This is a genomic window from Burkholderia sp. BKH01, from assembly GCF_025685725.1.
Lineage (GTDB): Bacteria > Pseudomonadota > Gammaproteobacteria > Burkholderiales > Burkholderiaceae > Burkholderia > Burkholderia pyrrocinia_C.
In genome coordinates this window covers 88012-114939 of sequence record NZ_JAOTQT010000016.1, presented here as the reverse complement: position 1 = coordinate 114939, position 26928 = coordinate 88012, and the positions used below count along the sequence as shown (strand labels likewise).

The window sequence follows — 26928 nt, the reverse complement described above, 5'->3', positions numbered from 1 at the left end:
CGGGAAGATGAACCGAGCGTGACCGGCCAGGCGCGCAAAGTCGAAACGTGAGCGGCGCGACGTCGTGCAAATCACCATTGAACTTGCGCGACGACGGCGCCGATCCGTTCGCCTGTTCCAGCCGGTTTACAGCCGGTTGTCCTTCGCCAGCGTCAGCACGCGCGCCCAGCGCTGCGCATCGCGCTTGTCCGTCATCGGCAGCTGCCATTCGCTGCGCACCGCGTCGCGCACGCGCACGACGAGATGCCAGCGGCCGCCGATCGGCGCGGCCTGGCAGCCGTCGAGCTGCGACAGCGTATAACGACCGTCCGCGCCGTCGTGCGACAGCCACAGCAGCCCTTGCGTCGCGGACACACGCAACTCGCCCCACGCGCGATGCACGATATGCGTCCAGCCTTCTTCCTTCGTATTCGGTGCGATGTCGCGGCGGCGCTTGATCCACCACGCGACCAGCGCGACCAGGATCGCGGCGGCGAGCACGGCGGCCGCGATCGCGACCGGCTGGCCGAACTGCGCGGCGATGACGTGAAACAGGTGAACCGCGCCCCATCCCATGGCGATGAGCGCGAACAGTGCGATGAAAATCGGCATGTCGAATCGGAGATCGGAGAAAAGGACGGACCGGCGCATGCATCGCGCCGATCCGTCGCACACGGCATCACCGGCGGCGGTGAATGTCGTGCGTCACGAAGCCCGCGTCGTTGTTGGGCAGCGCGAGGCCGTCCTTAACCGCGAGCGTCTTGCGGATGTCGTCGAGACCCGCGGACCAGTGGTCGCGCATCGTCGACAGACCGAACTGATAGTCCTTGTAGTGATGCTCGTACGCCTTCTGCTGATAGATCAGGTGCTGGATGTTGTACTTCTTCCCGCTCGACATCGCGTCGGCTTCGACGCACCACGGGTCGTTCTTGCGCTGCTCTTCCGGCACCTGCTCGAGCACGTGGCGCAGCACGTTGCGGTAGCGCTGTTCGCGCTGCAGCGTATCGGTGACGAAACGCGTGCGGCTCGAATACTGCACGTCCTTCGTGCGTTCCGCGACGTCGGCCATCGTGCGCGGCAGCGGCCCGCGCGCGCTCCACAGATCGACCTGGAACGCGAGCGTGTCGCTGCGCGGCCGTGCGCGGAGCACTTCCATCAGCGGCGTGTTCGACACGACGCCGCCGTCCCAGTAATACTCGCCGTCGATCTCGACCGGCGGGAATGCGGGCGGCAGCGCGCCGGACGCCATGAAATGCTCGGGCGCGAGACGGATGCGCGAGTTGTCGAAGTACACGAAGTTGCCGGTGCCGACATTGACCGCGCCAACCGATATGCGCGTCTCGCCCGAATTGATCCGGTCGAAGTCGCACAGCTTCAGCAGCGTCGTGCGCAGCGCCGACGTGTCGTACCAACTGATCTTTTCCGGATGGTCGGACACGCCCGGCAGCGGCGGCGGGAAGCGCGGCGAGAAGAAGCCCTGCTGGCCCTGCATCATCGCGCTTGCAGCCTGCGACGCGGTGAAGAACGTGCGGATCTGGTCGATGCTGTTGAACAGCGCGAATTCGAACGCGGCCGGAATCGCCGGAAAGAACGCCGGTTGGCAGATCGTTTCCCAGAACTCGCGCAGTCGCTCGACGCGATGCTCGGGCGCATTGCCGGCGATCAGCGCGGTGTTGAGCGCGCCGATCGAGATGCCCGCGATCCAGTCGAGCGGAATGCCCGCCTCGTGCAGCCCTTCGAACACGCCGGCCTGATACGCGCCGAGCGCGCCGCCGCCCTGCAGGACGAGCGCGATCGTTTCGTACGGCAATGACCGCGCAGCGGTAGGCGCGCCGGCTTCGTGCAGGTCTGTCTCATCGACGGCCTGCTTTTCTGTACGGGCATGCGGTTTCATCAGTTGCTCCGAGAAATCCCGCCATCGATGGCGGAGAGGAAAGGAGTGACGTCGACAGACGGCATTCCATCGTTAGAATGACCAGCATGATCCTTGTCTACCGCTATCGCGTGAAGTCGCTCAACGGACTCCTGAACAAGCAGAGCCGTGCGGTGAACTACGTCTGGAACTTCTGCAACGACACATGGAAGCACGCGCTCAAACGGAACAGGAAGTTCCGATGCGGACGTGCATCGCCAGGTGTGGGAATCGCCTCCCATTAGGGAGGCGAGGACGTTACTGCATGAACCAGCCGTGACTGACGACGAACGACTGGCCCGTCAACGCGGCGCTTGGGAACGCCGACAGGAACAGCACCGTCTGCGCGACGTCCTGCACCGTCGTGAACACGCCGTCGACCGTGTTGCCGAGCATCACCTTCTTCACCACTTCCTCTTCGCTGATCCCGAGCTCCTTCGCCTGCTCCGGAATCTGCTTGTCGACCAGCGGCGTGCGCACGAAGCCAGGACACACGACGTGCGAGCGCACGTTGTGCTTCGCGCCTTCCTTCGCGAGCACGCGTGCGAGGCCGAGCAGCCCGTGCTTGGCCGTCACGTACGCGGACTTCAGCGGCGACGCTTCGTGCGAGTGCACCGAACCCATGTAGATCACGACGCCGCCGCGATCGTCCTTGTACATGTGCTTGAGCGCGGCCTTCGTCGTCAGGAACGCGCCGTCGACGTGGATCGCCTGCATCTTCTTCCAGTCGGAGAACGAGTAGTTCTCGATCGGGTTCACGATCTGGATGCCCGCGTTCGACACGAGGATGTCGACCGAGCCGAACGTTTCGGCAACCTTGTCGATGCCGCTGTTCACGGCTTCCTCGTTCGTCACGTCCATCGCGACGCCGATCGCCTTGCCGCCTGCCTTGTTGATCTCGTCGGCGACCGCATTCGCGCCGTCCTGGTTCAGGTCGGCGATCGCGACAGCCGCGCCCGCCTTCGCGAGCTCGAGTGCGATTTCCTTGCCGATGCCGCTCGCGGCGCCCGTGACGACTGCGGTCTTGCCATTCAGGTTGCTCATTTCGAATTCCCGTGGTGAAAGGATTGACAGGGAGAAAGGACTGCGGACGTGTTACTGAGCCAGATAATCGTAGACGACTTCGCCGAGACCGAGTGTCAAATCTGCGACGAGGTGCCGGGCTTCGACGATCTCGAGCACGGGCAGGTCGGCTACCGGCGCGAGCGCGTGCGGCGCCAGCTCGAGTGATGCGGGGCCCGTCCACGCGCCCTTCATCTTGATGTCCTGCATGTAGTAGCGCACCAGTTCGCACACGCGCGCGGTGCCGTCGACGTGCGGAATGATCTTCAGCAGGAAATTGGGGCCGGCGAGGCGCTTCGTCTGCTCGGCGATGTCGAGTTCCTTGTGCTTGTAGCCCATCGTGCCGGTCGCGACGCGCACCTTGCCGTAGTCGAGCGTGCCGAGGAGGTGATCGGTATTCACGTGCAGGGTGGGTGACGCGAGCTTCTTCGGGAAGCCCCACAGCTCGCGGCCGCCGGCGATCGGCGGGTGATCGTCGAGATACATCGCGAGCGTGTAGCCGCCCGCCTGGCCGTTGTATTCGACCGGAATCACCTGGCCGCTTTCGGTGTAGTCGCCGAAGCCGGTCGAGTCGGCCATGCGGATGAATTCGTAATGCACGAGCGGCTCGGTGATCTGCAGCGGCTCGGGAACAATTTCGCGGAGACGGTCCGGATCGGTGCGATACGTGATGATCAGAAACTCACGGTCGACGAAACGGTACGGGCCCATCGGGAAGGCGGGGCTGGTCAACGGCATCGCAAACGCTTTCGATCGGACATCGCTGGGTTTCATGCGGACTCCTTGTTGTTGATCGCTTCGTGGATGAGTGCTCGTAATCGTATGCCTGTGCGTTGCCGTTGTGCGATGCCGCATTTGGAATTAATTGTTGCCGATTTCGACGGATTTACGGCGCAAATATTGAGACAAACGACGCAAACGGCCTGGATGGCGCCCGGCGGCCCGATGCTCGCACGCGTAGATGACGCCACGATGTGAAAAAGGTGAGTCTTTACGGGATGCCAGGTGAGCCTTTCCGGGAGACGGTCGCGCGCGAATATGACAATTGCGTGAACTTGTGTTGCACTGCAGGTTCTAAGTGCGTTCGCCGCGGCGGTCGCGCCCTGTCCCGCGGGCCTGCCGCATTAAGCATCGCTTAAGCGGGCGCACCCTAGCATCGTTCGTGTCCGACCGGGCAACCGGTCAAATCTTTACGTCCCACGCAACCGGATTCATGCAGAACCTCAATCTCGCCCTCTTTTCCGCCATCAACGCCGGGCATGCGCCGCAGCCGGGCGTGGCCCGCCTGGCCATCTTCGCCGCCGACTGGCTTGTCTATGCGCTGCCCGCGATGCTGCTGCTGACCTGGATCTTCGGCGCGCGCCCGACGCGGCGCCAGGCGATCGAAGCCGGCGTCGGCGTATGCGTGGCGCTCGCGCTCGCACAGGTAATCGGGCATTTCTGGTTCTCGCCGCGGCCGTTCATGGCCGGCGTCGGCACGCAACTGATTCCGCACGCGCCGGACAGCTCGTTTCCGAGCGATCACATGACGTTCGCGTGGAGCGTGGCGGTCGGCCTGATGCTCGGCGGCACGACCCGGCTCACCGGGTATGTGATGGTCGCGATGGCCGTGGCGATCGCGTGGGGGCGCATCTATGCGGGCGTGCACTGGCCGTTCGACATGGCCGGCGGCGTGCTGGTCGGTACGGCCGGGGCATTGACCGCGCACCTGTATGGACAACGCGCGACCGCGCTGCTCGAACGGTTCGGCGATTCGGTGCACGCAGTCGTGATGGGGCGTCGGCACGCGCCGTAAGCGGGAGGAAGCCGGGCAGGACACCGTCAGCCGGGCGAGCCGGGCGTGTGGGCCGATTCGGCCGACGCGGACGGGCCGCCGCCCGCATCGTGCAGTTCGGGCGTATCGGCCGGGTGTTGCGCGGCGTCGCGCTCAAGGGCGCTTTCCTTCAGGATCGCGCACATCGCGACGAACAGCGCGAGTACGACCGCGGCGAGGCTGCAATAGCCGGCGATCTTCAGGTTGCGAAGGAAAGGCGAAGCGTGGCTTTCTCTTGTCATGACCGGGCGCTCCTGGGCGGGCTGCGGCGGCTGTCGCGCGACAGCGGCGACGCAGACATACATATATACCAGCCGCGATGCCTATGCCAAGCCCGCCGGTGCGCCGGCGCCACGGTCGCATCACCCGTTCGCCGGCCGGGTGCCCGCAAGCCGGATACCACCGGTTGGCGTCAGTCTTCCAGCGTTTCGTGCACGGCCGCCGCGCCGCGCTTCCAGTAGGCTGCCGCGCGGATGCGCGACTTGTCGACGCCGCGCTCGCCGGTCAGGTGCTGGCGCACCGCGCGCATCGACAGCGCTTCGCCGGCCGCCCACACGTAGCCGTCGCCGGACGGCGGCAGCGGCAGGTCGCGAACCGCATTCAGCAGCGCGTCACCGTCCTCTGCGTCGGCTTCGGCGCGGAAGCGCCAGATTTCATGCACGTCGGCGCGCGTATCGAACGAGATCTGCGCGGTGCGATCCGCGACTTCCAGCACGACCGCCGCGCGCGCACCGGCCGGCAGTTCCTCGAGGCGCCGTGCGACAGCCGGCAGCGCCGTGTCGTCGCCGATCAGCAGGTGCCAGTCGAAACCGGTCGGGACGACGAACGAACCGCGCGGCCCGCCGATACCCAGCCATTGGCCGACGCGTGCCTGTGCAGCCCACTGCGACGCGGGGCCCGGATGGTTCAGCACGAATTCCAGATCCAGTTCGCACGCGGCGCGGTCGAAGCGGCGCGGCGTGAAGTCGCGCGCGACCGGCTTCGGTTCGCCTTCCGGAAACTCGGGGCCGTTCTCGCCGAGCGTCGGCATCGCGGGCCGTTCGGCGCCGGGCGGCGGGAAAAACACCTTCACGTGATCGTCGAACGATGCGGATTCGAAATCCGCGAGATCTGGGCCGCCGAGCGTGACGCGCAGCAGATGCGGCGTCACGGCATGCACGCGCACGACCTGCAGCAGGCGAAACTTGAGGGTATGGCGCACACGGGTTACGGTGCGCTCGGAGGTGTTCTGCATCAATCCGTTCTCCTTAGGTTCTGACGGGGCGGCGCGGATTACGCGCCGGTGCCGCCTTCGATTTCGGCCGTCGCGCGGCGCATGATTGCCGCGATGCGGCGCTGTTCGTCGGGGCCGGCTGCGCTCTTGTGCAGCAGCGCCCGCTTGAGCGCGACGCGCGCCTCGACGAACTCCGGCAGCCAGCCGGCCTGCGATTCGTCCTGCGCGTCGTTGCCCGCCGATTCCCCGGCGAACGCGCGGCGCATGAATTCCATCTTGCGGGCGAGGTGCGTGAGGCGTGCGAACAGCGTGTCGACGCGTTCGCGCTGCGCGTCGAGATGCGCGCGGCCGGCGTCGGTCAGCGCATAGCGCTTGCGATTGCCTTCCGCCTGCGATGCGACGAAGCCGACTTCCTCGAGATACGTGAGCGCCGGATACACCATGCCGGGGCTCGGGCTGTAGAAACCGTTCGAACGCGTGTCGAGCGCCTTGATCAGCTCGTAGCCGTGGCTCGGTTGCTCGGCGACCAGCGCGAGCAGCAGCAGCTGGAGATCGTCGGAGCTGAACTGGCGGCCGCGCGGCATGCCGTCGTCGCCGAAATCGCCAAAGCCGCCGCGCCCGCCACGGCCGCCGAACGGGCCGCCACCGAACGGATCATGGCCGCGACGGTGGCGGCCGATCGCGTACCAGAGACCGGCGAACCAGTCAGGGCGGGCATGCGCGCCATGACCGTCGCATCGGGCATGGCCGCGGGAGGGGTTGTGTCGCATGATCGTGTCCTATATGTCTTAAAACATATCTAAAGATATATATCGAAAGATAGGTCGTCAAGGTGATTTATTGGGGTGGGATGGAGGGGCGACCGTGTGTGTCTGCTTGCGATGAGGGTTCCCGTCGATGCGTTCCCTCAACCTCTTTGGCGAGTCGATCGGACGATCGCCGTAAGGTCTGATTTCGCCGTTGCTGCGAGTCATTGATCGTGAGGCACAACCATGCCGCCCCTCATTCGCCTGCCGCTGACGCGGCGAGAAACTCGCCGTGGTGCAACGACCTGCCGGAATAAAAGAAGCAATGCTGATTTTAAAAACGTCGGCGGTAATTGTTTGAATTACCGAAATGGTTTAATTTATTTCCGATTCGTCAAACAAAATTTCCGCGGCAGCAAAGGTGTTTGAATCCACCTCGTCATTCAATGTGATCTCGTCCCGGCAACGCACGTCGGGCATGGATTGGACGGCGATGAAGATTTTCGACCCTTTATTTGCAACCCGAAAATTCGTCGAAAATGTAAAGCATTGCAATATAAAACGCCGAATTGAGTATTCTGATTGCGGCACGTGATTTTATTTGGCAGGATTTTCAACAAGTTGCTCGCTTTTAAAACAACAAAACGGTCGACAATTCAATTGACCGAAATGACAGGCACCGGATGAGCAACGATTCGAAAGGAAGCTGACGAGAAATCAGGTAACGAAGCGGCGAACAGTCGACATTGTTCGCGATCATCGAATCAATCGCTTGCCCGGCAGCGCCGATGCGTCACTCGAGCGATCCGGGCGAATCCGACGCGGGGCTGCCATGGCGATACTCAAGAACGATTCATCCGGAGAAGCATGCCTGCTCCGCGCGTATCACGTGTTTGGCCGCGATGCCGCGCGCTGCGACACGGTCATCCGGGATGCGTCGGTGTCCCGTGTCCATGCCCATATCCGCTGGATCGGCGGGCGGTGGGAGCTCCACGATCACAGCAGCAACGGCACGTCGGTCTCGGGCGTGCCGTTGCGCGACGGCGAGCACGCGGTGCTGCAACGGGGCGACGTGATCCGGTTCGGCAGGGCAGGCATTGCGCCGTGGCGCGTCGATGCGCTCGACGATCCGGCCGATACGCTCTGGCCGATACGAGGCGCCGCGCATCCGATCGTGCTCGCGCCGCGCCAGATCCTGGCCGCACGCGCCGCGCAGCCGGTCACGATCGTCCGGTCGCCGGCCGGCGATTGGCTGTGCGACGACACGTTGCCGCCGCGCGCGCTCCATGACGGCGATGAAATATCGACCGGCGACGTCACGTGGCGCCTGGCGCTCGTGCGCAACGGCTCGACGATGATGCTCGCCGCGCCCGCCGATCCGGCCGTGCCGGCGCAACTGCTCGAGTTCTTCGTCAGCCGGGACGAAGAGCACGTGCGCATGCTGCTGCATGTCCGCGGCGGCGTGGTCGACCTCGGCGAGCGCGCTCATCACTACAGTCTCGTCACGCTCGCCCGGGCGCGCTCGGCCGACATGCAGGCCGGCTACGACGCCGCCACGCAAGGCTGGATCGAACTCGATCGGCTGGCGCGCATGCTCGGCATCGATACATCCCATGTCAACGTGCAGATCCACCGCGCCCGGAGCCAGTTCGCGGCCCTGCCGGGGCTGGATGCGAGCCAGCTCGTCGAGCGCCGGCGCGGCAGCGTCCGGTTCGGCGATTTTCCGTTCCGCGTCATGCGCGGCGAGCATCTCGAATGCCAGTCGGTGCCGGGCGCCGAGCCGCGTATCGGCGTGCATCGTCCGGCGCCGGACCCGGTCGTCCACTACTCGTGATCACGGGAGAACCGGCTGTGTTGTCGATAGCGCCCCGCGCGCCCGTCGTGCCGGAAGTACTTGAACCCCGGCGACCCGCCGCGCCTTTCGCGGAACTTGCCGGCAAGCGGCATTACCGGCTCGGCTCGCTGCTCGGCGAAGGCGGCAATGGCGTGGTGTTTCGCGCGACCTGCGGCGAGACGGGACAAGACGTCGCGATCAAGCTGATGCGGGATGACGCCGTGCGGACCGCGACGGAGCGCGCGCGCTTTCAGCGCGAGACGAGCCTGTGCGAGGCGCTTCGGCATCCGAACATCGTGGCGTTGCTGGACAAGGGGGAAGCGCCCGACGGCCGGCTGTTCGCCGTATTCGAGCTGGTGCAGGGCCGGACCCTGCGCGACCAGCTCGCGGCTCAGGGGCCGCTGTCGGCCGTCGACACGGGCCTGTTGATGACGGAGGTGCTCGACGCGCTCGCGGCCGCGCATCGGCGCGGCATCGTGCATCGGGACCTGAAGCCGCAGAACATCGCGATCACGATGGCCGACGACGGGCCGCACGCGAAGCTCCTCGATTTCGGCATCGGCGCGTTGTTGCCCGGCACGGAAGACATCGCGCGCCAGACCTCGACGCTGGAAACCGAGGTGCTCGGCTCGCCGCCCTATTGCGCGCCCGAGCAATTGCGCAACGAGCCGCCGACGCCCAGGAGCGATCTGTATGCGTGGGGCCTGGTCGTGATCGAATGCCTGACGGGCGAAGTCGTCATGCGCGGCGCGAGCGTGGCCGACATTCTCTATCAGCAGCTCAGCCCGGTGGATGTCGCGCTCCCTCCGTCGATCGCGTCGCATCCGCTCGGCTCGGTATTGCGGCGCGCGCTGAGCAAGAATCCGGAACAGCGCGCCGCGTCGGCCGACGAACTCGCGGAGCCGTTTCGCGCGCTCAACTTCGCCGCGCTCGTCGGCCAGTTCGATGCCGGCCGCGCAAGCGGGCACACGCATCCGCGCCCGTTCGCGCCGCGCCGCGACACGGTCGCAACGGCTGGCGAGTACCGGCAGATCACCACGCTGTGTTGTTGCGTGACGATAACCGGAGAGGGTCGGCAACGCCACGCCGGACCCGATCACGGCGACTTGCTCGACGGCTACGAGGAGCAATGGCTGACGAAGTGCGCCGACATCGCCGTCGGTTATGGCGCGCAGGTCGACGGGCGGCTCGGCGACACGCTGCTGTTCCATTTCGGCCTGCGAGGCGACATCGACCGGCCGGCGCGCCGCGCGGCGCGCGCGGCGCTCGACATGGTGCGGATGGCCGAGCGCGCACGGCTGCCGGCGCTGGTTGCGGCCGGCGGCCCCGCCGGTGGCGAAAGCTGGCGTGTCGACGTGGCCGCCGCGATTCACGTCGGGCAAGTTCTCACACATGCGTCGCGCATGTCGGGCGTATCGGCACCCGCCGCGGCGGCGCGGTTGCTGCGGCTTGCCGGGCCCGGGCAGATCCTGATCAGCGACGATGCGCGGCTCGCGCTCGAACGGCATGCCGACTATCGGCCGACCGCGTTGCGGCTGGCGCGGGCGGGCCTCGTGCCGCAGCCGGTTCATGAATTGCTCGGCGAGCGGCGCGCCGATACGCCGTTCGATTCGCTCGACGCCGGCATGCGTGCGCCGATGGTCGGCCGCACGCGCGAACTCGACGCGCTGATGCGCGCGTGGCAGGAGACGCTCGCACGACATCGTCGCGTGACGCGCGGCGAGCCTGCGCCGCACGGTGTGCCGCGGCTCGTCGTCGGCGACGCGGGAATCGGCAAGTCGCGCCTCGTGCACGAGCTGTGCGAGGCCGTCCGGATCCAGGGCCACGCCTTCGCGCATTGCGGGTGCCTGCCCGAGCGTGAGAATCATGCGCTGTTTCCGATCCTGCGATTCATCGGCGCGCATTGGCATATCGACGCCGACAGCCCGGCCGGTTTCGCGCTCGCGGCGATCGACGCCATGATCGCGCCGCTCGAATGCGATCACGCGGCGGCCCGTGTCGCGCTCGCGACCTGGCTGGGGCTGCCCTGCGATGCGAAGGGCCTTCTGTGGTCGAGTGCGCGCGAACAACACGCGCTGTTCGACGTCCTCGAGCAACTGATCGTGTCGCTCGGCAACGGCGCTCCGGTGCTGCTCGTGGTCGAGGACGTCCAGTGGATCGATCGCTCGACCGAGGACTTTCTTGCGTACCTGCAGCGCTCGCCGCGCGCAGCGGCCCTCGGCATCGTGTTCACGTCGCGCCCCGACAAGCTCGGGCGCTGGCGCGGCGCGACCGAACGCCTGGTGCTGCGCCGCCTGCCGCGCGACGACGCGCAGCGCCTGATATCGGCGTGCCTGGGCCAGGGCGCGCTCGATCCGGCCTGGCTCGACCAGCTCGCGCATCGCACGGCGGGCATCCCGCTGTTCATCGAGGCCGTCGCGCGCGAGCTGACGATGAGCGGCGCGGACGGTTCGCTCGCGGGGCTGCGGGCAACGGACCCGTATCCGCTTCCGCTCAGCCTCGGCGACATGCTCGGACTCGCGTTCGACCGGATCGACGACGCGCGCGACACCGCGCAGCTCGCCGCGACCATCGGGCTCGAGGTGGATGCGCAATTGCTCGCCGACGCATCGCCGCATGATCGGGCCACGCTCGACGCGCATCTGCGGCTGCTGCTCGAAGAGCGGATCGTGTACGCGCAACATCGGCGGGATCGCGTCTTCTATTCGTTCCGCCACGCGTTGATTCGCGACACGGCGTATGAGTCGATGCCGCCGGCCGTGCGGCGCGGCAACCACGCACGCGTCGGCCGCGCGCTGGTCGCGCAAGCCGATCGAGGCGCCGGTGCGCATGCGTTCGGCGTCGCCGGGCACTTCGCGCGCGCGGGCGCCTTCGCGGACGCGATCGCTCACGGCATTGACGCGGCGCGCCGCGCGCTCGAACGTTCCCGGTACGACGACGCGATCCGCTACGGGCAGTCGGTGTTCGACTGGCTCGGCAACGCCGACTACGCGCAACGCGAGCACGACAGCGCACGCATCCGCGCCACGTTGACGCACGCGACGATGGCACGGTTCGGCTGGGCGGATCCGCAGGTGCGCGAGCATGCGGAGCAGCTGTTGCGGCAGATGCAGACGCTCGACGATCCGGAGCTCGAGATCAGCGCGCTATGGACGCTGTCGACCTACTACCACGTCGCCGGCGATCGCCCCACCGTGCGCGGGATCAGCATGCGGCTCGACGCGCTCGCGACCGAGCGCGGCGATGCCGGCGTCCAGGTCGCGGCGGATGCGATGCGCGGCATGAGCCTGTGGGTCGACGGCGACTATGCCCGCGCCCGCGCCGCGTTCGACGCGGTGCTGGCCGGCTACGACGTGCGGCGCGACGTGGACCATCGGCGCATCCTGGGGCTCGATACGCGCGCGTGGACGATGGCATCGCTCGCGAGCGTGCGCTGGTGCACGGACGACGATCCGCAGGCGTCGTTCGCGATGGCGCGCGACGCGGTGTATTGCGCGACCTGCCTCGACCATTTGCCGACGCTCGGCGTCACGATGATGTACCTCGCACGCACGCACCAACTGGCGGGCGATCGCGACGCGGCCCGCACGCTGTCGGAAGCGATTCTGCGTCTGTCGGACGTGCATCGGCTGCGCGCGGTCGGGCACTACGCCGCGATCATTCATGCGTGGGCGCAAGGCGATCGCGCGGGTGTCGTCGCGCATCTCGATGCGCAGCGGCAGTCGGGCGGCCTGCTCGGCCTGACCTACTACGCGTCGCTGCTGGCCGAGCTGGATGCCGGGCGCGGCGATTACCACGCCGCGCTCGCGCAGATCGAGCAGTGCCTCGCGTGGTGCGAGTCGACCGGAGAACGGTATTACGAAGCACAGCTGCTGCTGAAGAAGTGCGAGTACTTGCGCCAGGCCGATCCGCGATGCGGCGGCGTGGCCGCGTGCCGGCGCGCATGCGAAATCGCAACAACGGCGGGCATGGGCCGCATTGCCAGGCTGGCCGAAGCGATGTTGCAGTCGTTGCCGTAAGTGGTTCCATTCGTCATTCAGGAGAACATAGCGATGAGCAAGGATCTTCGATTACCGACGTACGAACAGTTTCTCGAATACCGGGCAACCGTCATCCGGGCGATCGCCCTCGCGTGGCATTCCCCGGCGTTTGTCGCCGAACTCGAGGCCGATCCGGTCCAGGCGTTGCGCGAGCATTTCGGCTATCACTTTCCGTTCAAGCTCGACCTGAAGGTGCAGACCAAGTCGTCGGCCTGGACGCCGAGCGTCAACGGCGACTGGACGTCCGGCCGGAAAAACAAGCTCACCCTGTTTCTGCCGCCCGCACCGGCGGACGAGGCGCAATTCGCGCAGGCGCTGGCCGCGTACAACGCGAACCACATCACCATCATGGAATGACCTCGGGGAAACCGACATGGCACAGAACAACGCTAATCCGACGCTCGAATCGATGCTGGAGTTTCAGAAGGTCTACCTGCGTGCGATCGCGCTTTCATGGCGGAACCCGGAGTTCAAGGGCGAACTGCTGGAGAAGCCGCTGGAGACGCTCGCGAAATACTTCGGTTACCAGTGCCCGTGGATCATCGACATCGAGGTCGTCAAAACGGGCGGCGATCATGGCTGGACCAACCACCGGAACGGCAGCGGGAGCTGGAACCTGCCGCGCAACGTGATGACGGTCGGCATACCGGAGCAACCGACGGACCTGGATGAAGAAGCCGTCGCGCTCGCGGCCTACTGCGACGCCGGGCCGAGCTACCTGTTCACCTGCTGCTGACCTGGCGCGGCCGAGCCGCGCACCGTCGCGCGGCCCTGGGCCGGCTGCCCGGGTCGCGCGATGTTCGTTGACCCGCCGCACGGAACCCGACGATGCTTGATGACCTTTCGCGCGTGTTGCGCTTCAAACCGCATTTGCTCGTGCTCGATGCGGGCCCCGAGACGCTGTTCGTCGTCGACGAATTCAAACGCGCGATGCTGTCGGGCGCGATCTTCGTGCGGATCGCCGCCTGCTTGCGGGCGCAGATGACGATCGCCGAGATCGTGACATCGCTTGCCGACACGTTTGGAGAATGGGACGTGCTCGCACGGCTCGATCATCTGGTGCGTCGCGGGTACGTGCGCGCCGACTCACCGCACGACGACGATTCGGCGCGCGGCTTCTTCGAGCGTGCCGGACTCGACGGCGACGCGGCTTGTGCGCGCGTCGTTCAACTGCGCGTCGCGGTCGAGGCGTTCGGCGCCGACGATGCGGCGCTCAGGCGCGCGCTCGACACGGTCGGCATCGATGTCGTGCCGGACGCCGAATTGACCGTCGCGATCGCCGATACGCACGATCGCGACGATCTCGCCGCGTGCGCCGCCCGCGTGGCCGCGCGCGGCGGGGCATTGCTCGTCGTGGCGGCCGGTGGCGTGCAGACGCTGATCGGGCCCCTGCTGGCCGGCCGCGGCGCGCTGGCCGACGCACCGTGCATCGAATGCGTGCGCTACTGGATTCGCATCAACCGGCCTGTCGAGGCGCTGCTTGCGCGCCATCACGGCAGCGACGCGACGCGTCTGCCGCCGGCCGCCTCGCGCGCCGGGGCAGCGGCAGCGGCGGCGCTCGTGGCGGCGACGGTCGAGCAGATCGCGGTCAACCGCACGGCATCGGAACGGTCGCAAACGCATGTCGTGGCGCAGCGCATCGACACGTTGGCCGCCGAGCGGCACCGCGTGCTGAAGCGTCCGCAATGCCCGTGCTGCGGCGATCCCGCGTGGATGCGCGAGCAGGCGGCGCGGGCGCCGCTGCTCGCCGATCATGCGCCGTTGGCGCGCGCCGACGGCGGCTACCGTACCGTCGATCCGCAACAGGTGTTCGAGCGTTATGTGCATCTGATATCCCCGGTCACCGGCGCGATCGCATACCTGCACCCGATGCCGAAACGGCATGCGGGGCTGCGCAAGGTCTATGCGTCGGGTTTTCTCGTGTGCCCGGCCGCCGTGCCGGACAGCAACCGGTTCGACAGGATCTGCTCCGGCAAAGGCCGCACCGACGATCAGGCCCGCGTGAGCGCGCTATGCGAGGCGCTCGAACGGTTCAGCAGCGTGTATCAAGGCGACGAGGCGACGTTGACCGGAAGCATCGAAAGCCTGCTCGCCGATCCGGCATGCGACGCCGCACCGATTCACGTGAACGATCTTCAGCAGTTCAGCGAACGGCAATTCGACGCGCGCGACGCGATCAACGCATTGACGCGCGATGTTCGAAAGCAGGTGCCGCCGCGTTTCACTGCGCGCGACGTCATCGACTGGACGCCGGCCTGGTCGCTCGTGACCGGCAGGCGCCACCTCGTACCGCTGAGCTACTGCTATGCGGAAACGCCCGACAGTGCGCGGGCACACGCAGCATGCGTACACAATCCCAACGGCTGCGCGGCGGGATCGAGCGTCGACGAGGCGATTTTGCAGGGCATGCTCGAATTGATCGAGCGCGATGCGGTCGCGATCTGGTGGTACAACCGGATTCCGCGCTCCGGCATCGATCTCGCGAGTTTCGACGATCCGTATTTCGACGCGCTCGTGCGTGAATACGCGACGTTCGGGTGGCGTTTGTGGGCGCTCGACATCACCACCGATCTCGGGGTGCCGACCGTGGCCGCGCTGGCGGAAAATCCGCGGGACGGGCGCTTCTCGATCGGTTTCGGCTGCCATCCGGACGGCCGAATCGCGGTGCAGCGGGCGCTGACCGAAGTCAACCAGTTGCTCGATGTCGCGGCGGAGGCGCCGCACCCGTGGGATCGCGACAAACTGTCGGTAACCGGATTCCTGTATCCGGCGAACGGCGTGCGCTGCACGACGCGCTCGACGTGGCAGCCGATCGACGCCGCGTCGTTGCCGGCGGCGCTTGCGCATTGCGTCGGGCGCATCGCGGCGGCCGGCATCGACGTGCTCGTCGTCGACAAGACGCGGCCCGATATAGGCTTGTCCGTGGTGCAGGTCATCGCGCCGGGGCTGTGCCATTTCTGGCCGCGTTTTGGCGCGCGACGGCTTTATTCGGTTCCGGTGGAACTGGGATGGCGCGCGCAGCCGTGCGGCGAACAGGAACTGAATCCGGCACTGCTGTTTCTATGACTTGGCCGTTTGTCCTTTCATGGCGGCGGGATATGGATTCGCCGGCGGAAAGCGACGGGTGGGCCGATTCCGGCCGCCCGGTGCTGCCGGGCGCCTCGTGCCGATCACGTCGCGGTCTTGTCGAGGCGCCGGTTCGAGATTACCCCTTGCTGATGGTGAGGTAAGCATCCCAGGTGACGTAGCCCTTCAGTTGCGCGTGCCGGTCGTAAACGGCGACGACGAACGCATAGGTCTCTTGGCCGGGAGCGAGCACGGTGGCTTGCGCCCAGTAGTCCGCGCGCTGCTCTGTTTTCACACTGTTGTCGTCGGGCCAGCCCTGTACCGGGTAAGGCTCGGTGACGTTCTCGGTGCGGTACGAAACTTCGCCCAGAAGGTTGCGGCCGATCGCTTTGAAGCGATACAGGAAGCACTTGTAGTTTTCCGTGTCCGTCAGAGACACGGTGCGCCAGTAAATCCTGTCGTTGACATTGGCCTTGAGCAGCAAGTTGCTGCCGGCCTCGCCCTGGTACACACCTTGCACCGACCCTTGGCCATAGCCATCCGCCGCATCCGCCAGCGGGGTGATCATGTAGACGGAATCGGGGTCGTTCCCGAGCGAGGTTGCCTTATCCGGCTCCGTGCCGAGCGCGTTGTTGTTCTTTTTCAGGATCTCATCGACATCGAACGCAATCAGGACATCGATGAATTTGAAGGTATCCAAGCTATGAGACATGGCAGTTCCTTTCACGTTTTATCGTTGAAGAACACGCTGCTGAGTGACGACGCCCGTGGCGCCGGTATCTCTCCCATCCTGCGAAGCAGCACCTGTGGAGAAATCGGGCGGGCGGAAGAGTATCGACAGCGTACGGAGGACTGATCCACGAGTCGATTACACGTGGTTACAGTGCGCGCGTGTACCCGATTACAAGTTCGCACCGGGCGTGCCGCTCGCGCAGTACTGGAGCCTGTCGGTCGACGAGCAGTTCTATCTCGTGCTCCCGCTGTTTCTGACGCCGACGCGCTCCACGCGGCAGCGGGCGAGACACGCGCCCGAGGTGTCGTGGCCGTATCGGCCGTCATGACTTCCACGGGGGGCTCGAGCGTTGAGTCCACGTGCGGGACGAGTCCTGCCGAACCCGACGGATCGCGCCGAATCTTTCGAAATTCTGACGTATTTCGAAATGCTTTCCGTTCGTGTCGCATGCGCGATTCGGAGCCATGCAAGTCGAAATTTGCATAGCGTTTGTGAGCGGAATTACGGCTGCATACGTTTGCGGTTGACGGTGCCGCGCGCCATGTCCGGCGTGCAGCGGCCTCGATGCGCGGCGTGATGGGGCGTCGTGCGGCCGCGGGCGCCGACGGGCCCGGATCGCGGTACGGTCCGAACGCAATCACGCAAGCACATGAGGATGCGATCATGGCATCGATTCCCGAACCCGCGCCGACCGGCGACACCAGCAAACGGAACTGGCTCGAATCCCACGAGGCCGGCTATCACAAGACCCTCGGCAATCGGCAGGTGCAGATGATCGCGATCGGCGGCGCGATCGGCACCGGCCTGTTCCTCGGCGCGGGCGCGCGCCTGCAGGCTGCCGGGCCGTCGCTCGCGATCGTCTATCTGGTGTGCGGCGCGTTTTCCTTCCTGATCCTGCGCGCGCTCGGCGAACTCGTGATGCATCGCCCGAGCAGCGGCAGCTTCGTGTCGTACGCGCGCGAATTCCTGGGCGAGAAAGCGTCGTTCGTTGCAGGGTGGATGTATTTCCTGAACTGGGCGATGACCGGCATCGTCGACATCACCGCGGTCGCGCTCTACATGCATTACTGGGCGCCGTTTGCGGGTGTGCCGCAGTGGATCTTCGCACTCGTCGCGCTCTGCATCGTCGCGACGATGAACCTGATCGGCGTGAAGTGGTTCGCCGAGATGGAATTCTGGTTCGCGTTGATCAAGGTCGCCGCGATCGTGCTGTTCCTCGTGATCGGCAGCGTGATCCTCGGCACCGGCGGGCACGTCGCGGGCCACGACACGGGCATGCACCTGATCACCGACAACGGCGGGTTCTTCCCTCACGGGCTGATGCCGGCGCTGGTCCTGGTACAGGGCGTGGTGTTCGCGTTCGCGGGCGTCGAACTGGTCGGCACCGCCGCAGGCGAATGCAAGGACGCGCGCAAGGTGCTGCCGCGCGCGATCAACAACGTGATCTGGCGCATCGCGATCTTCTACGTCGCGTCGGTCGTCCTGCTGGTCTGCCTGCTGCCGTGGAGCGCGTACAAGGCGGGCCAGAGCCCGTTCGTCACGTTCTTCGGCGCGCTCGGCGTGCCCGGCATCGGCTCGGTGATGAACCTGGTGGTGTTGACCGCCGCACTGTCGAGTCTCAACTCGGGACTGTATTCGACCGGACGCGTGCTGCGTTCGCTGTCGATGGGCGGCTCGGCCCCTGCGTTCCTCGGGCGGATGAGCGGGCAATCCGTGCCGTACGCGGGCATCCTCGTGACGGTCGCGATCTACGTCGTCGGCGTGCTGCTCAACTATCTGGTGCCGTCGAGCGTGTTCGAGATCGTGCTGAACATCGCGTCGCTCGGCATCATCAGCACGTGGGCATTCATCGTCGTCTGCCAGATGAAGTTCCGCTCAGCGGTCGCGCGCGGCGAGGTGGACGACGTGTCGTTCAGGATGCCCGGCGCGCCCGTGACGTCATGGCTGACGCTGCTGTTCCTGCTCGGCGTGCTGGTCCTGATGGCATTCGACTATCCGAACGGCACGTGGACGATCGCTTCGATCCCGCTGGTCGCGCTGCTGCTCGTGATCGGTTGGAAGTGGCTGAGCAGCCGCGCGCACCGCGCGTCGCTCAAGCCGACGATTCCGTCGGTCGCGCTCACGCAGAACGTGCTCGAGAAGGGCGACGACTGACGCAACGCGATGCGCGACGAGGGGCGGGCGCCGGCCCGATTCCGCCGCGCCCGCTCAAATGCCCATCCGCCCGGCAACGCCGTCGCGATCGACGAACTTGTGTTTCAGCGCGGCCGCGACGTGCATGGCCAGCAGCAAGCCGAGCGTGAGCACCAGTGCACGATGCAGTGCATCGGTCAGGAGTCGCAACGGTTCGTCGCGGCCGACGAGTATCGGCAAATCCGCGATGCCGAAGAAACTGACCGGATGCGCGCCCGCGAGGCGGTGCACGTAGCCGGTCAGCGGCACGAGAAACAGCAGCAGGTACAGCACGCCGTGCAGTGCGCCGGCGATCCGCGCTTGCCATGCCGGAACGCTGTCCGGCAGCGGCGGCGGCGTGTGCGTCGCGCGCCACACGAGGCGCGGCACGGTCAGCATGAAGATCAGGCTGCCGATCGACGCGTGATAGAACAGGATGCCGTTGAACTGCGACGAGTTGTGCGGGAACGTATCCATGTAGAGCCCGATCGACAGGTTCGACAGGATCAGGATCGCGATCGACCAGTGCATGGCGATCGCGAAGCGTGCGTAGGCGGTGCGGTTGGACTGTGACATGAGCGGTCTCGCTGTTTCGGGTGGGGCGTCGCACGCCCGCACGTCCGGTGCGGCGAACGGCGTGGCGACCGCCGATATACCGGAGCCGGGCCGGATTTATTCCCGTTGCATGCTTCGATCGCTGCTGTCTTGTTGCTGCTCCGCATTCGTTACGGCATACGGAAGAATGAGCGGCCGCCGGAAACAGCGTTTCAAGCCCCCGGAATATTTCGATGCGCGAACCGGTAAGCCCCGGGGCTGCATCCGAACCGCGCCTTGAACGCCCGCCCGAAATGCGTGATGTCCGAGAAGCCGCACGCGATCGCCAGCTCCAGCAGGTTCCGGTTGGTATCCGCCGGATCCTCCAGTGCGCGCCGGCTCGCCTGCAGCCGGTATTCCTGGATCAGGCTCTGCGGCGTCTGGTCGGTTGCGGCGAGCGCGCTGTAAAGCGTGCGCCGCGATACGTTCAATGCGCTTGCCAGCCGGTCCGGCGACAGGTCGGGATCGTGGTAGTGATGCGCGAGATGGATTTCGGCATTCATGCGCAAGGTCGCGCTGCGCGCGTCGGCGCCGGTAAGCGAATCGCCGGCTTCGCGGCGGATCACCGAATCGAGCAGCATCAGCGTCGACTGCTCGAAGCCGAACAGGCTTTCCGGATCGTTCGGCACCTGCCCGTCCATCAGAAAGTGGATGGACTGCAGCGCCAGCCGCGCATTGCCGACGGTCTGGCGAACCTGAACGCCCGCACGTTCCACGAACCACCGCCACATCGTGCTGCTTCTCGGCGGCGTCAGCGCGGCGACGAAGCGCGACGCGTTCGCGGAGTCGATCCGGTATGGCTGGGTCGCGTCGTAGATCACCCATTCCCCCGGATTGACGATCGACGTCGTGTTGCGCTGCGTGATGCGGCTTTGCCCGGCGATCTGGAACAGGATCTTGTAGCAGTCGCTTTCCGTGCGCGCGGCCAGCGCGCGATCGCGGTCCACCCGGACGGCCGTGGTGTCCACCTCCGCCATGCGCAGCCCGCCCACCGACGCAACGCGCACCGACATCTGGAAAAGAGGGCCGGTGTCGTGAAAAACCAGCGGCAGGAAACTGTCTGCGACGAGCTCTCGCAGGTTTGCGCTGCCGCTGGTGGCGCTGACGACGAGTTCATGTGCCATGGCCGGGAGAGGGAAGGTTCCTGGAACGCACCAAGGTTAATGCAAATGAAACAAGCCGGTACGGTCGCCGCGCCGTTCTGCACGCTGAAGCCAAAAGTGTGCACGCAACGCCGAGGTACGCCGGTGGCGCGCTTCTAGAATCGAAACGCGGTCGACAAGTCATTGGCTCGCATCGGGTTTTCGCCGCGGCGATTCCCGCGGCGGCGGGACGAACCGCACAGGCTGGCTCGCGCCTTCAAGAACAACCACCGATTTTCAAGGAGACTCCGCCGAAGGCCAGGCGACGCACGCGGCGGCAGCACGCGCCGGCGAGCGTTGCGCGGACGACGGCGGCGCATACCAGGATGTCCGATAGAACTTTCGACTACATCGTCATTGGCGCCGGGTCGGCGGGCTGCACCATTGCGACCCATCTCGTCGAGCGCCGCAAGGGCACCGTCCTGCTGCTGGAAGCGGGCGGGCACGACAAGGACCTGTTCATCCACATGCCGGGCGGGATCGCCAAGGCCATTCCGCGCTACACGTGGCCGTATGCGGCCGAGCCGTCGGACGACGTGAAGGGCCGGTCGATCGCGGTGCCGCAGGGGCGCGTGCTCGGCGGCTCGAGTTCGGTCAACGGGATGCTTTACGTGCGCGGGCACCGCAACGACTACGACCGTTGGGAGAACGAATTCGGCTGCAAGGGCTGGGGTGCCGACGACATGCTGCGCTACTTCGCGAAGGCGGAGAACAACGAGTCGCTGACGGCGCCTTATCACGGCAACGGCGGGCATCTGCAAGTCACCGAGATCCGCTACCGGCATCCGCTTTCGCAGGCGTTCGTGCGGGCCGGCCAGCAGATGGGTCTCGATTACCTGGTCGACTACAACGGCGAGCGGCAGGAGGGCGTCGGGTTCTATCAGGCGACGATCTTCAACGGCGAGCGCGGCTCGACGGCCGCGACCTATCTGAAGGCGGTCAGGCACCGCCAGGAACTGCAACTCGAAGTCGATGCGCTGGTGGAGCGCATCGAGGTCGAAGGCGGCCGCGCAACGGGCGTCACGTATCGCCAGGGCAACCGCAAGGTGACGGCCCGGGCGCGCGCGGAAGTCATTCTGACGGCCGGCGCGATCGGTTCGCCGAAGATCCTGCAGCTTTCCGGCATCGGGCCGCGCGGCGTGCTCGACGATGCGGGCGTGCCGGTCAAGCACGTGCTGCCGGTCGGCGAGAACTTCCACGATCACCTGCACATGTCGGTCAACGCGACCATCAAGGCCCCGATCTCGCTCTACGGCGAGGATCGCGGCTGGCGCGCGCTCAAGCACGGCATCCAGTGGAAGTGCTTCCGCTCGGGCGTCCTGACGTCGCCGGTGCTCGAAGGGTTCGCGTTCGTCGACACCTGCGGGCAGGGGCAACCGGACGTCCAGTTCCACTTCCTGCCGACGATCGACTCGTTCGACGATCCGGTCGGCGTCACGCGGGGCCGCACGCACGGCATCACGATCAAGACGGGGCATCTGCAACCGCGTTCGCGCGGCCGCGTGACGATCCGCTCGTCGAACCCGGACGACCTGCCGCGCATCGACGGCCGCTATCTGTCCGACCGCCGGGACGTCGACGGCCAGATCCGCGCGACGAAGCTCGCGCTGAAGCTGTTGCGCCAGCCCGCGCTCGCCGAGCTCGTCGACGAAGTCTTCTCGCCGGACTGCCCGCCCGACGACGAAGCGGCGATCGAGGACTGGGTGCGCGGCGCCGCGAAGACGGTCTATCACCCGGTGGGCACGTGCCGGATGGGCATGGACTCGGCGTCGTCCGTCGTCGATCCGCAACTGCGTGTGCACGGCATCGCGGGGCTGCGCGTGGCCGACAGCTCGACGATGCCGAGCATCCCGAGCGGCAACACGAACGCGCCGACGATCGCGCTCGCCGAAAAGGCGTCGGATCTGATCGCGAACGCGGCCTGACCGATTTTTCATCCCAATCGATTTCCGGAGGTAAAACAAATGGCGTTGGTGCAGATGCTTGGCGAAGTCAAAGCGTTTCTCGCGCGCGAGCATGGTCAGTACATCGACGGCCGGGCGGTGGCCGGCCGCGGCGGCGAACGGATCGAAGTCGTGAATCCGGCGACGCGCGCGGTCGTCGGTTCCGTCGCGCAGGCGACCGACGACGAGATCGAGGCCGCGATCGCGTCGTCCGATCGTGCGTTTCGCGGCGAGTGGGCGCGCGTGACCCCGGCCGATCGCGAGCGCATCCTGCTGCGTTTCGCGGATCTTATCGACGCGCACGGCGAGGAGATCGCGCAGATCGAAACCGCGCAGTCGGGCAAGCTGATCGGTGTGTCGCGCATGATCGAGGTGGCGTGGTCGGCGCGCTGGCTGCGCTACTACGCGGGCTGGGCCACCAAGATCGCGGGCGAAACGCTGGCGCCGTCGTTTCCGAGCATGAATGGCGAGCGGTACACGTCGTTTACGCTGCGCGAGCCGCTGGGCGTTGTCTTCGGCATCATCCCGTGGAACTTCCCGGTGATGATTCCGGTGTGGAAATTCGGTGCGGCGCTCGCGACCGGCAACACGGTGCTGATCAAGTCGTCGGAGTTCACGCCGCTGACGATGCTGCGCATCGCCGAGCTCGGCACCGAAGCCGGGTTGCCGCCCGGGACGCTGAACGTCGTCAACGGCGCGGGCAAGGTCGGCGGAAAGGTCATCCGGGATCCGCGCGTCGCGAAGGTCTCGTTCACGGGCTCGGTGCCGACCGGCCGCATCATCGGCGAGGAAGCCGTCAACGCGAACTTCACGCGCTTCACGCTCGAACTGGGCGGCAAGAACGCGGCCGCGTTCCTTCCGGATACGCCGGTCGAGAAGATTCTCGACGGCGTGGTCGAGGCCGGGTTCCTGCACAGCGGGCAGATCTGCGCGTCGGCGGAGCGCTTTTTCGTGCATCGTTCGCAGTTCGATGAAGTCGTCGGAAAACTGAAAGCGCGCCTCGACAGCTTCGAGCCGTCCGATCCGATGGACGACGCGGGCATGATCGGTCCGGTCTGCAACGAACCGCAGTTCCGCAAGTGCCTCGATGCGTTCGCGCTGGCGAAGGCGGAGGGCGACGACATCGTCGCGGGCGGCGGCGCGTATGCGCGCGACGGTTTCTACGTGAAGCCGACCCTCGTCGTGCCGAAGTCGCTGCAGTCGAGCGTGTACCGCAACGAAATCTTCGGGCCGGTCGGCGCGTTCGTGCCGTTCGACGACGAGGAGGAACTGATCGCGATGGTGAACGACACGCCGTTCGGGCTGACGGCAAGCCTCTGGACGAACGACTTGTCGAAGGCGCTGCGCTACGTACCGCGCATCCAGGCGGGCACCGTGTGGGTGAACATGCATACGCTGGTCGATCCGGCCGTGCCGTTCGGCGGCGCGAAAGGGTCCGGCATCGGCCGCGAATACGGGTCGGCGTTCATCGATGCGTATACCGAGCCGAAATCGGTGACGATCCGCTTCTGACGACGTAAAGGGCATGGCCGGACGGGATGAGGCGGGGCCAGCCATGCGGGTTCGCGCGGCCGGCCGCCGCGCGTGTCAGAACCGCGTACTGAACCCGATCCGCGCGATCGACTGCAGCGCGCCGCTCGACGCGCCGTTCGCATCCATCACGCCGTTGATCTGCGCGTGGCTGCCGCGGCTCGCGCGCTGGTGAACGCCTGCCACGTACACCATCGTGCGCTTCGACAGCCAGTACTGGACGGCGGCGAGGAGTTGGTGCGTATGCGCGTTGTCGAGCGTGTCGTTGCCCTTCATGTACGTGTAGCTCGCGCCGACCACCCACGCAGGCGACGGATGCCACGCCGCACCGGCTTCCGCCGACCACACGCCCGCGCCGTTCTGCGCGTTGCGCACGGTCGTGAAGAGTGCCTTCCCCGTGACCGTGCCGAGCGTGTAGTGCGCGCCCGCGCCCCAGTTGCGCACGCTGGTCGGCGGCAGCCCCGCCGACGCGCCGTATTTCTGGTTCGTATAGGCCGCGCCCGCGCCGAACGGGCCGTTGTCGTAGCTCGCGCCGACGCTGACCGTGTTGTTCGCGCCGACCGACCCCGCGACGTTGCCGAAACCGTACAGCGCGCCGAAGGTCAGGCCCGACAGCGACGGGCTCGTGTATTTGACGGAATTCGCGACGCGATTGCTGCCCGCGACGCGATCCCAGTCGAACGCACCGGTCGGGTTGTTCGGCAGCGCGAGCTTGTCGAACGGCCCGTTGCGGAAGCCGTACAGGCCGACGAGATCCTGCGCGATCTCGTTGCCGCCGGCGGCGAGTGCATCGACCATGAACTCGTACTGGTTGCCGAGCGTCAGCTTCCCGTAACGGTCGTTTTCCAGCCCGACGTAGGCCTGCCGCGCGAACAATCCGCCGCCGATGATCGAGCCGTTGCCGAGCGAATACTGGTTCACGAGCCGGAAGATCGCACGCGTGCCTGCGCCGAGATCCTCCTTGCCTTCGAAACCGAGCAGGTTCGGAAAGAAGATGTTGTCGTCGAATTTCGCGTTTCCGTGGCCGCCTTCGTTGCTGACGTAACTGAGGCCGGCGTCCATCAATCCGAACATCGTCACGCTGCTCTGCGCGAACGCCGCCGCCGGAATCGCGCAGGCCGCGAGTGCCAGAATGGTCTTTTTCGTCATCTCCAAATGCTCCTCACATGTTTCCGATCGGGTCGGATATTTTTTGATTGGACTACTGATTGATATGAAAAAACCTGAACCGGAATGATCCGGATTCAGGTGCAACCGAAAGGGACCGGGTCGCGCACGGCGCATCGAGAGCGGCTGCCCGCCCGCCGACACGCCGCGCGCTGTGCGCTAGACCGTCGAATACCCGCCGTCCACCGGCACGACCGCACCGGTCACGAACGACGCGCCGGGCGAGCACAGGAACAGGATCACTTCCGCGACCTCGTCGGTCGTGCCCCAGCGCCCGAGCGGCGTGCGATCGATGATCTGCCGCGACGCCTGCGTGTCGGCCATCAGGCCGGTGCTGAGCGGCGTGTCGATCCAGCCGGGCGCGACCGCGTTCACGCGGATGCCGCGATCGGCCCACGCCTGCGCGAGCGAACGCGTGAGCTGCGCGATGCCGCCCTTGCTCGCGCTGTACGCGGGCCGGTCCTTGCTGCCGAAGTACGTGTACATCGACGCGACATTGACGATGCTGCCGCCGCGCGCCGACAGCGCCGGCCGCGCGGCGTCGGATGCGCGCATCACCGACGTCAGGTTCACGTTCAGCACGAGTTCGAACTGGTCCATCCGGTATTCGTCCGCGTGCCGGCTGATGCCAACGCCGTTGACGAGCACGTCGAGCCGCGGCAGCGCGGCGATCGTGCCCGTCAGCGCATCGCTGTCGATCACGTTCAGTTCGATGCACCGGATGCGCTCGTGCACGGGCGCATGCGGGCCGGCGGCGTCGAGCCCGAGCGCGACGACCGATGCACCGGCTTCCGCGAACCGCCATGCGGTGCACGCGCCGATGCCCGACGTGCCGCCCGTCACGACGACAGTCTTGCCTTCAAACGCCGACGGACGACGCATGTTCGATGCTCCCGACAGTGTGTGCGCGGCGGGCGGACCGCTGCGCGGGGGAAACCAGGATCTTGATCTGCGTGCGATCGGCGAGCAGCGCGTCGAAACCGTCGGAGACGGCATCTTCGAGCGACACGGTACGCGTGACGATCGACGTGAGGTCGAGCGCGCCCGACGCGACGATGCGCAGCAGGTCTTCGTATGCGTGCCGGTAGCCGACGCTTGCCGTGAAGGTCAGCTCGTCGTTGACCGCGCGGAACGCATCGAAGCCCGCATGCGGCATCAGGCCGACCATCACGACGCGGCCGCCTTTGCGCAGCGCCTGCATCGCCGCTTCGAACGTGGCGGGCAAACCGGCCGCCTCGAAGCTCGCATCGACGCCGAGCCCGCCCGACGCTTCGCGGATCGCGTCGCGCAGCACGGACGCGTCGAGCGTGCGCGCGTTGAACGTGTGCGTCGCGCCGAAGCGCGCGGCGGCCGCGAGGCGCTCGGGCGACACATCGACCGCCACTATGGTCGTCGCGCCCTGCAGCTTCGCGAGCATGATCAGCAACAGGCCGATAGGCCCGAGCCCGAATACCGCGCAGGTGTCGCCGAGCCGGAGCTCGGCGCGGCGCAACGCATGCAGCGCGACGGCTGCGGGTTCCATCACGGCGGCCTGTTCGAGACTGACGCCGTCGGGCAGCCGATGCAGCATGTAGGCCGGCACGACCGCGAAGTCGGCCATCCCGCCGTCGCCCATCAGCCCGGCGAAGCCCATCGACACGCACAGGTTGTACGACCCCGAGCGGCAGTACGCGCATTGGTGGCAGCGATATTCGGGCTCGACGGCGACGCAGTCGCCCGGGTTCAGCGTCGTCACGCCGGCGCCGACTTCGACGACGGTGCCGCAGAACTCGTGGCCGAGCGTCAGCGGCGCGGTGCGCCGCGACAGCGGATGCGGCGCGTCGACCGGAATCGCGTGCGGGCCGTCCGCGTATTCGTGCAGGTCGCTGCCGCATATGCCGCAATAGGCAACCGCGATGCGCACCTCGCCTGGTCCGACGCGCGGCGTGTCGATTTCCACGAGACGGACGTCGCGCGGGCCATGCCATTGAAGTGCACGCATG

23 protein-coding genes and 1 pseudogene are annotated in these 26928 nt (G+C 66.4%); 11 read left to right on the top strand and 13 right to left on the bottom strand.

What is annotated here, in order from left to right:
- Nucleotides 1-126 precede the first annotated feature (126 nt).
- Together OEJ37_RS22520 and OEJ37_RS22515 are read right to left on the bottom strand one after the other, a co-directional pair.
- Nucleotides 127-591 (bottom strand): hypothetical protein, encoded by a 465-nt coding sequence (locus OEJ37_RS22520; protein WP_174419623.1) that lies wholly within the window; start codon nucleotides 589-591, stop codon nucleotides 127-129.
- A 67-nt stretch (nucleotides 592-658) separates the two neighbouring features.
- The gene (locus OEJ37_RS22515; RefSeq protein ID WP_193727052.1) at nucleotides 659-1873 is read right to left on the bottom strand and encodes a patatin-like phospholipase family protein; all 1215 of its coding nucleotides are present in this window, start codon (nucleotides 1871-1873) and stop codon (nucleotides 659-661) included.
- 86 nt (nucleotides 1874-1959) lie between these two features.
- On the opposite strand from OEJ37_RS22515, the pseudogene OEJ37_RS22510 reads away from it, so the two are divergent.
- Nucleotides 1960-2100 (top strand): annotated as a pseudogene (locus tag OEJ37_RS22510) (RNA-guided endonuclease TnpB family protein); the annotation flags it as partial.
- A 49-nt stretch (nucleotides 2101-2149) separates the two neighbouring features.
- Here OEJ37_RS22510 and OEJ37_RS22505 read toward each other — a convergent pair.
- Nucleotides 2150-2935 carry a 3-hydroxybutyrate dehydrogenase gene (locus OEJ37_RS22505; protein WP_175917225.1) on the bottom strand — a complete coding sequence of 262 codons (786 nt, stop codon included), beginning with the start codon at nucleotides 2933-2935 and terminating at the stop codon, nucleotides 2150-2152.
- Nucleotides 2936-2986: 51 nt separating this feature from the next.
- Entirely contained in the window at nucleotides 2987-3727 is a 741-nt protein-coding gene (locus OEJ37_RS22500) for an acetoacetate decarboxylase (protein ID WP_152855851.1), read from the bottom strand.
- Between the two features lie 439 nt (nucleotides 3728-4166).
- Here OEJ37_RS22500 and OEJ37_RS22495 point away from each other — a divergent pair, with 439 nt between their 5' ends.
- A complete protein-coding gene (locus OEJ37_RS22495) occupies nucleotides 4167-4748 on the top strand; it encodes an undecaprenyl-diphosphatase (RefSeq protein ID WP_263345722.1) in 582 nt (193 codons plus the stop codon).
- 26 nt (nucleotides 4749-4774) lie between these two features.
- Here the strand turns inward: OEJ37_RS22495 and OEJ37_RS22490 are convergent, their stop codons facing one another.
- From OEJ37_RS22490 to OEJ37_RS22480, 3 genes are all read right to left on the bottom strand, one after another.
- The gene (locus OEJ37_RS22490; RefSeq protein ID WP_175942842.1) at nucleotides 4775-5008 is read right to left on the bottom strand and encodes a hypothetical protein; all 234 of its coding nucleotides are present in this window, start codon (nucleotides 5006-5008) and stop codon (nucleotides 4775-4777) included.
- A 170-nt stretch (nucleotides 5009-5178) separates the two neighbouring features.
- Nucleotides 5179-6000: a siderophore-interacting protein gene (locus OEJ37_RS22485; protein ID WP_263345718.1), complete on the bottom strand. Its 822-nt coding sequence runs from the start codon at nucleotides 5998-6000 to the stop codon at nucleotides 5179-5181.
- A 38-nt stretch (nucleotides 6001-6038) separates the two neighbouring features.
- Complete coding sequence (locus tag OEJ37_RS22480; protein ID WP_047903708.1) at nucleotides 6039-6749, bottom strand: PadR family transcriptional regulator; 711 nt, start codon at nucleotides 6747-6749, stop codon at nucleotides 6039-6041.
- Nucleotides 6750-6971: 222 nt separating this feature from the next.
- Between OEJ37_RS22480 and OEJ37_RS22475 the strand changes: the two genes are divergently transcribed.
- From OEJ37_RS22475 to OEJ37_RS22450, 6 genes are all read left to right on the top strand, one after another.
- Nucleotides 6972-7154 carry a hypothetical protein gene (locus OEJ37_RS22475; protein ID WP_263345714.1) on the top strand — a complete coding sequence of 61 codons (183 nt, stop codon included), beginning with the start codon at nucleotides 6972-6974 and terminating at the stop codon, nucleotides 7152-7154.
- 403 nt (nucleotides 7155-7557) lie between these two features.
- Complete coding sequence (locus OEJ37_RS22470; RefSeq protein ID WP_263345713.1) at nucleotides 7558-8559, top strand: FHA domain-containing protein; 1002 nt, start codon at nucleotides 7558-7560, stop codon at nucleotides 8557-8559.
- Nucleotides 8556-12578, top strand: a complete 4023-nt coding sequence (locus tag OEJ37_RS22465) for a TOMM system kinase/cyclase fusion protein (RefSeq protein ID WP_263345711.1) — start codon at nucleotides 8556-8558, stop codon at nucleotides 12576-12578. Before OEJ37_RS22470 ends, OEJ37_RS22465 begins: the two co-directional genes overlap by 4 nt.
- A 33-nt stretch (nucleotides 12579-12611) precedes the next feature.
- A complete protein-coding gene (locus tag OEJ37_RS22460) occupies nucleotides 12612-12956 on the top strand; it encodes a BMA_0021/BMA_0022 family TOMM bacteriocin (RefSeq protein WP_174416886.1) in 345 nt (114 codons plus the stop codon).
- Nucleotides 12957-12972: 16 nt separating this feature from the next.
- Entirely contained in the window at nucleotides 12973-13335 is a 363-nt protein-coding gene (locus OEJ37_RS22455; protein ID WP_174416885.1) for a BMA_0021/BMA_0022 family TOMM bacteriocin, read from the top strand.
- A 92-nt stretch (nucleotides 13336-13427) separates the two neighbouring features.
- Entirely contained in the window at nucleotides 13428-15665 is a 2238-nt protein-coding gene (locus tag OEJ37_RS22450) for a TOMM precursor leader peptide-binding protein (RefSeq protein ID WP_263345704.1), read from the top strand.
- A gap of 139 nt (nucleotides 15666-15804) precedes the next feature.
- Here OEJ37_RS22450 and OEJ37_RS22445 read toward each other — a convergent pair whose 3' ends face one another.
- Nucleotides 15805-16377, bottom strand: a complete 573-nt coding sequence (locus tag OEJ37_RS22445; protein WP_174416883.1) for an AidA/PixA family protein — start codon at nucleotides 16375-16377, stop codon at nucleotides 15805-15807.
- Between the two features lie 684 nt (nucleotides 16378-17061).
- Between OEJ37_RS22445 and ansP the strand changes: the two genes are divergently transcribed.
- Complete coding sequence (gene ansP, locus OEJ37_RS22440; protein WP_263345701.1) at nucleotides 17062-18552, top strand: L-asparagine permease; 1491 nt, start codon at nucleotides 17062-17064, stop codon at nucleotides 18550-18552.
- 54 nt (nucleotides 18553-18606) lie between these two features.
- On the opposite strand, the gene OEJ37_RS22435 is transcribed toward ansP, so the two are convergent.
- Both OEJ37_RS22435 and OEJ37_RS22430 read right to left on the bottom strand, forming a co-directional pair.
- On the bottom strand, nucleotides 18607-19146 hold the full coding sequence (locus OEJ37_RS22435) for a cytochrome b (protein WP_174416881.1): 540 nt from the start codon (nucleotides 19144-19146) through the stop codon (nucleotides 18607-18609).
- Nucleotides 19147-19337: 191 nt separating this feature from the next.
- Nucleotides 19338-20288 carry a helix-turn-helix domain-containing protein gene (locus OEJ37_RS22430; RefSeq protein WP_174416880.1) on the bottom strand — a complete coding sequence of 317 codons (951 nt, stop codon included), beginning with the start codon at nucleotides 20286-20288 and terminating at the stop codon, nucleotides 19338-19340.
- A 344-nt stretch (nucleotides 20289-20632) separates the two neighbouring features.
- Here OEJ37_RS22430 and OEJ37_RS22425 point away from each other — a divergent pair, with 344 nt between their 5' ends.
- Both OEJ37_RS22425 and OEJ37_RS22420 read left to right on the top strand, forming a co-directional pair.
- On the top strand, nucleotides 20633-22231 hold the full coding sequence (locus OEJ37_RS22425; protein WP_175917234.1) for a GMC family oxidoreductase: 1599 nt from the start codon (nucleotides 20633-20635) through the stop codon (nucleotides 22229-22231).
- A 39-nt stretch (nucleotides 22232-22270) separates the two neighbouring features.
- The gene (locus OEJ37_RS22420) at nucleotides 22271-23761 is read left to right on the top strand and encodes an aldehyde dehydrogenase family protein (RefSeq protein WP_263345697.1); all 1491 of its coding nucleotides are present in this window, start codon (nucleotides 22271-22273) and stop codon (nucleotides 23759-23761) included.
- A 75-nt stretch (nucleotides 23762-23836) separates the two neighbouring features.
- Here OEJ37_RS22420 and OEJ37_RS22415 read toward each other — a convergent pair whose 3' ends face one another.
- The 3 genes from OEJ37_RS22415 to OEJ37_RS22405 all read right to left on the bottom strand — a co-directional run bounded on the left by OEJ37_RS22415 (nucleotide 23837) and on the right by OEJ37_RS22405 (nucleotide 26927).
- Nucleotides 23837-24928, bottom strand: a complete 1092-nt coding sequence (locus tag OEJ37_RS22415) for a porin (RefSeq protein WP_263345695.1) — start codon at nucleotides 24926-24928, stop codon at nucleotides 23837-23839.
- 177 nt (nucleotides 24929-25105) lie between these two features.
- Nucleotides 25106-25828 carry an SDR family NAD(P)-dependent oxidoreductase gene (locus OEJ37_RS22410; protein WP_263345693.1) on the bottom strand — a complete coding sequence of 241 codons (723 nt, stop codon included), beginning with the start codon at nucleotides 25826-25828 and terminating at the stop codon, nucleotides 25106-25108.
- The gene (locus OEJ37_RS22405; protein ID WP_174416875.1) at nucleotides 25806-26927 is read right to left on the bottom strand and encodes a 2,3-butanediol dehydrogenase; all 1122 of its coding nucleotides are present in this window, start codon (nucleotides 26925-26927) and stop codon (nucleotides 25806-25808) included. Before OEJ37_RS22405 ends, OEJ37_RS22410 begins: the two co-directional genes overlap by 23 nt.
- Nucleotide 26928: the final 1 nt, after the last annotated feature.

Bases quoted from the DNA above. Each gene is read 5' to 3' on its own strand.
- ansP (WP_263345701.1), top strand. From the start codon at position 17,062: ATGGCATCGATTCCCGAACCCGCGCCGACCGGCGACACCAGCAAACGG.
- OEJ37_RS22405 (WP_174416875.1), bottom strand. From the start codon at position 26,927: ATGCGTGCACTTCAATGGCATGGCCCGCGCGACGTCCGTCTCGTGGAA.
- OEJ37_RS22430 (WP_174416880.1), bottom strand. From the start codon at position 20,288: ATGGCACATGAACTCGTCGTCAGCGCCACCAGCGGCAGCGCAAACCTG.
- OEJ37_RS22460 (WP_174416886.1), top strand. From the start codon at position 12,612: ATGAGCAAGGATCTTCGATTACCGACGTACGAACAGTTTCTCGAATAC.
- OEJ37_RS22450 (WP_263345704.1), top strand. From the start codon at position 13,428: ATGCTTGATGACCTTTCGCGCGTGTTGCGCTTCAAACCGCATTTGCTC.
- OEJ37_RS22515 (WP_193727052.1), bottom strand. From the start codon at position 1,873: ATGAAACCGCATGCCCGTACAGAAAAGCAGGCCGTCGATGAGACAGAC.
- OEJ37_RS22470 (WP_263345713.1), top strand. From the start codon at position 7,558: ATGGCGATACTCAAGAACGATTCATCCGGAGAAGCATGCCTGCTCCGC.
- OEJ37_RS22415 (WP_263345695.1), bottom strand. From the start codon at position 24,928: ATGACGAAAAAGACCATTCTGGCACTCGCGGCCTGCGCGATTCCGGCG.
- OEJ37_RS22475 (WP_263345714.1), top strand. From the start codon at position 6,972: ATGCCGCCCCTCATTCGCCTGCCGCTGACGCGGCGAGAAACTCGCCGT.
- OEJ37_RS22520 (WP_174419623.1), bottom strand. From the start codon at position 591: ATGCCGATTTTCATCGCACTGTTCGCGCTCATCGCCATGGGATGGGGC.
- OEJ37_RS22420 (WP_263345697.1), top strand. From the start codon at position 22,271: ATGGCGTTGGTGCAGATGCTTGGCGAAGTCAAAGCGTTTCTCGCGCGC.
- OEJ37_RS22495 (WP_263345722.1), top strand. From the start codon at position 4,167: ATGCAGAACCTCAATCTCGCCCTCTTTTCCGCCATCAACGCCGGGCAT.
- OEJ37_RS22480 (WP_047903708.1), bottom strand. From the start codon at position 6,749: ATGCGACACAACCCCTCCCGCGGCCATGCCCGATGCGACGGTCATGGC.
- OEJ37_RS22490 (WP_175942842.1), bottom strand. From the start codon at position 5,008: ATGACAAGAGAAAGCCACGCTTCGCCTTTCCTTCGCAACCTGAAGATC.
- OEJ37_RS22445 (WP_174416883.1), bottom strand. From the start codon at position 16,377: ATGTCTCATAGCTTGGATACCTTCAAATTCATCGATGTCCTGATTGCG.
- OEJ37_RS22455 (WP_174416885.1), top strand. From the start codon at position 12,973: ATGGCACAGAACAACGCTAATCCGACGCTCGAATCGATGCTGGAGTTT.
- OEJ37_RS22425 (WP_175917234.1), top strand. From the start codon at position 20,633: ATGTCCGATAGAACTTTCGACTACATCGTCATTGGCGCCGGGTCGGCG.
- OEJ37_RS22410 (WP_263345693.1), bottom strand. From the start codon at position 25,828: ATGCGTCGTCCGTCGGCGTTTGAAGGCAAGACTGTCGTCGTGACGGGC.
- OEJ37_RS22500 (WP_152855851.1), bottom strand. From the start codon at position 3,727: ATGAAACCCAGCGATGTCCGATCGAAAGCGTTTGCGATGCCGTTGACC.
- OEJ37_RS22485 (WP_263345718.1), bottom strand. From the start codon at position 6,000: ATGCAGAACACCTCCGAGCGCACCGTAACCCGTGTGCGCCATACCCTC.
- OEJ37_RS22505 (WP_175917225.1), bottom strand. From the start codon at position 2,935: ATGAGCAACCTGAATGGCAAGACCGCAGTCGTCACGGGCGCCGCGAGC.
- OEJ37_RS22435 (WP_174416881.1), bottom strand. From the start codon at position 19,146: ATGTCACAGTCCAACCGCACCGCCTACGCACGCTTCGCGATCGCCATG.